Origin of the sequence: Streptomyces sp. KLMMK, assembly GCF_036961605.1 — a bacterium.
Taxonomy (GTDB): domain Bacteria; phylum Actinomycetota; class Actinomycetes; order Streptomycetales; family Streptomycetaceae; genus Streptomyces; species Streptomyces telluris.
Map to the genome: position 1 here is coordinate 1 of NZ_JBAMDC010000525.1, position 3,855 is coordinate 3,855.

The following is a 3,855-nucleotide window of genomic DNA, read 5'->3' on the forward strand; positions in this document are numbered from 1 at the left end:
CCCGCGCCAGGAGGGCACCAGCGTCGCGCCGAAGATGAGGACCAGGGCTCCCCCGATGATCGCCAGGTAGGTGCCGACGGATCCCTCGGGCATCGGGGTGCCGTTCTTGACGAGGCTGTACGGGACGATGGTCGTGGCGGCGGCGACGGTGCCGAGCACGGTCCCGATGACGGCGACCAGGCCGCCTTCGACGCTCAGCATGCCGATCACCTGGCCACGGGTGGCGCCGGTCAGCCGCTGGAGGCCGAACTCCCGGTTGCGCTGGCGGGTCACCGCCACCAGGGCGTTGATCACGGTGATCGCCGCATAGCCGACGATCATGGCGACGATGGTGTAGTTCGCCGAGACCAGGATCTGCTGGATCTGGTTGTTCTGGCTCGTCAGCGAGGCGCGTCCGGCCACCTCGGCGCCGGGCTGGGCGGCCGCGAGCCGGTCGAGCTTCTCCCGGAGGGCGCCGCGGTCGGCGTCGGCGTCGGCGCGGACCAGGATCTGCTCGGGCAGACCGGCGGTCGTGTGCGGGGCCAGGACCGCGGAGGGCAGCAGGAGGTACTGCTGCTTGGGGTTGTCGGGGAAGAGCGCGACGACCTTCGGGTCGGTGCGGGTGCCGTCGCCGAGGCGCACCGGCAGCGTGTCCCCGACGCGGACGCCGAACTTCTGCGCCTGCTTGTCCGACAGGGCCACGGTGTCGCCCTGCAGTCCGCCGAGCGATCCGGCGACGGGGCCGACCGCGAGGGTCTTGTCCGCGTCGGCCCGGGAGACGCCGCGCAGGGCGATGTCGGAGCCGCCGTTCTTCTCGACCTTTCCGTCCGAGGAGACCAGTTCGGAGGCGCCGGCCACCCCGGGGAGGCCGCGGACCTGTTCGACGACGCCCGGGCCGAAGCCCCCGGCCGACGAGTCGACCACGTAGTCGGCGAGCACGTTCTCGGAGTAGCTGCGTGCGGAGACGCTGTCCTCCGTCGACTGCATGTAGAGGGTGCCGGTGGCGATGCCGATCAGCAGGATGATCGGGGCGACGGCGCCCGCCATGCGGACGTTGCGCGTGGCCGCGTTGTGCAGGGCGAGTTCGCCGGAGAGCCCCGTCAGCAGCCGGACCGGCAGGCGCAGCACGGTCACGATCCCCTTGGTGATGCCGGGGGCCAGCAGGGCGAGGCCGATGGCGAAGAGGACGGACGCGGGGCCGGCGGTGCTCGCGAGGGACGGCCCGTCCTCCATCACCGTGGCCGTGACGATCGACAGGAGGATGCCGTTGGCGAAGAAGAACAGGGCGAGCAGCAGCCGGGGGACCGTGAACCAGCGGGTCTGCAGCGCGCTCTCGGCGAGCGCGGCGACCGGCTTGGTCCGCGCGGCGCGGCGCCCGGCGAAGAGCGTCGCGCCCAGGGCCGCGGCGACGGCGGCCACCGCGCCGACGGCGACCGGGATCCAGCCCTCCCGGAAGGCGACCGCGTCCGACACGACGCCGTGCCCGGTCAGCTGGCCGTAGAGCAGCTCGCCGAGGTACCGGCCGGGCAGGACCGCCAGGACGGTGGCCAGCACGGACAGCACGGCGGTCTCGCCGAGGATCATCCGGCGCACCTGCCGGGAGGTGGTGCCGATGGCACGGAGCAGGGCCATCTCGTGCTGGCGCTGCTGCAGCGACAGCCCCAGGGTGGAGGCCACGCCGAACATCACGATGAGGATCGCCCAGCTGCCGAAGATCGACGCCAGGATGGTGACCGTCTGCTGGCTGGCCAGGGTGCCGGGCAGTTCGGCCAGCCCCCGCCGCTCGCCGGTGAGGACGGTGGCAGCGCCTCCCACCTCGGCTTCGACGGCCTTGCCGAGCGCGGCCGTGCTCGTGCCCGGTGCGGGCAGCACGCCGATGGAGTCGATCTTCCCGCCGGTCGCGGCCAGCCGCAGGGCCTCGGCGCCGGAGAAGAACACCGCCGGATCCGTGCTGCCGCCGCCCTTGCGGTCCGCGATGCCGGTGACGACGTACTTCCGCGTGGTGCCGTGGGCGGCCAGGTCGACGGTCGAGCCGACGGAGGCTCCCGCGCGGGCGGCCAGGCCGGAGTCGAGGACGACCTCGCCGTTGCGGGCGGGCGCCGCACCCTGCTTGAGGGCGTACGGGGTCAGCTGGGCGCTGTCCCAGTTGTGGCCGGCGGAGCCGGAGCTGCCGGCGACCGGCTTCCCGCCGGTGAGGACGGTCGCGGGGAAGGACACGTCGGCGACGGCCTGCCGGACCCCGGGCACCGAGCGGACGGTGTCGACCAGGCCCGCGTCGATGCGGTTGCGCTCGCTGAGCGCGGTGCCGTCGTGCTTCTGCTGGCCCGTCACCACGACCGGTGCGGCGGCGAGCCGCTGCGGCGGCGCGGCCATCCGGATGCCGGTCTCGAGGAGACCGCCGCAGCCCATGACGATCGCGGCGCCGAGGAACATCGCGAGGAAGGTGGCGATGAATCCCGTCTTACGGAACTTCAGCGTACGGAAGACCAGGGCCCACATCAGTGCAGGCCCCCAGCCACCGTCGCGGACGGCTCGCGGGTCTCGTCGTCCCAGGCGCCCAGGCGCGTCATCCGGGCGGCGACGGCTTCGGGGGTCGGCCGGTGCAGCTCGCCGACGAACCGCCCGTCCGCGAGGAAGACCACGCGGTCGGCGTACGAGGCGGCCACGGGGTCGTGGGTGACCATCACCAGGGTCTGGCCGATGGCGGAGACCGACTCGCGCAGCAGGGCGAGCACCGCGGCGGCGGTCCGGGTGTCCAGGGCGCCGGTGGGCTCGTCGGCGAAGATGACGTCGGGCCGGGTGACCAGGGCGCGGGCGATGGCCACGCGCTGCTGCTGGCCGCCGGAGAGCTGGCCCGGCAGGTGGTTGACCCGCTCGGCCAGGCCGACCCGGTTGACCACCATGAGGATCTGGTTCTTGTTCGGGCGCTTACCGGCGAGCTTCAGCGGCAGCACGATGTTCTGCATCACGGTCAGCGCGGGCAGCAGGTTGAAGGACTGGAAGATGAAGCCGATGCGGTCGCGGCGCAGCTTGGTCAGCTGCACCTCGTCCAGCCCGGCGAGGTCCACGTCGCCGACCGTCACCGAACCCGACGTGGGCTGGTCGAGGCCGGCTGCGCAGTGCAGGAAGGTACTCTTCCCGGAGCCCGACGGGCCCATCACGGCGGTGAAGGTGCCGGTGCCGAAGGACATGCTCAGTTCCTTGAGCGCGGCCACCTCGTTGTCGCCCTTGCCGTAGATCTTCCGGACCGCTTCCAGCCGCACCGCGGTCGTTGATCGCACGTCTTCTCGTGTGTGCACCGAGACTCCCCCACCGGACTGTCACGCACCCCGCGTGACCTGGTGACAACGCTAGGAGCCGGGCGGGTTCGAAAGAATGACGCTGAAGGGTGTCTTGGGGGTAGAGGTTTCTCTACCTTCCGGCACCCGTTTCCTCCGTCTGCCGAGTTCAGTCAGCGTGGTTCCGCCGGGAGGCGACCCTCGGTAGCGTCGAGAGCGATGCGGGCCGCCGCACGGGCGGTGCGGACCCACGAGGGCGCCCGTCCAGTCGCGTCCCAGCCGGGAGGATCCATGGTGTTGCATTCGATTCGCCGCACGGCCCGCCGCACCGGCGGTGAACAGCCCCCGCAGAAGGCGGTGGTGGAGGGCTTACGGGCCGAGCCGGATCTGCTGGCCAGGGTCCTGCCCGACGGCCGGCTGGACCTGTTCTCGCCGCGCACGGGCATCCGGCACCGGTGCGGGCCGCTGGGCACGTCGATGTGGATCGCCCTGCAGCGGAGCGACTGGGACCCCGGGCGCGCGGCGGCGGAGCTCGCCCCGCTCTGGGGCGGCGACGAGGAGGGGATCCGCGCCGAACTGAACGGGTGGGTGGGCGAGT

At 72.6% G+C, this 3,855-nt stretch carries 3 protein-coding genes; 1 reads left to right on the forward strand and 2 read right to left on the reverse strand.

Annotation, left to right across the window (positions count from 1 at the left end):
* Together V7793_RS34910 and V7793_RS34915 are read right to left on the reverse strand one after the other, a co-directional pair.
* Nucleotides 1-2,478: FtsX-like permease family protein (locus V7793_RS34910; protein WP_336013707.1), on the reverse strand; the 2,478-nt coding region annotated here is incomplete at its 3' end.
* Nucleotides 2,478-3,278: an ABC transporter ATP-binding protein gene (locus tag V7793_RS34915; RefSeq protein ID WP_336013708.1), complete on the reverse strand. Its 801-nt coding sequence runs from the start codon at nt 3,276-3,278 to the stop codon at nt 2,478-2,480. The genes V7793_RS34910 and V7793_RS34915, both read right to left, overlap by 1 nt.
* Before the next feature lie 270 nt (nt 3,279-3,548).
* On the opposite strand from V7793_RS34915, the gene V7793_RS34920 reads away from it, so the two are divergent.
* Nucleotides 3,549-3,855, forward strand: a 307-nt coding sequence (locus V7793_RS34920; protein ID WP_336013709.1) for a hypothetical protein, incomplete at its 3' end; no start/stop codon positions are given.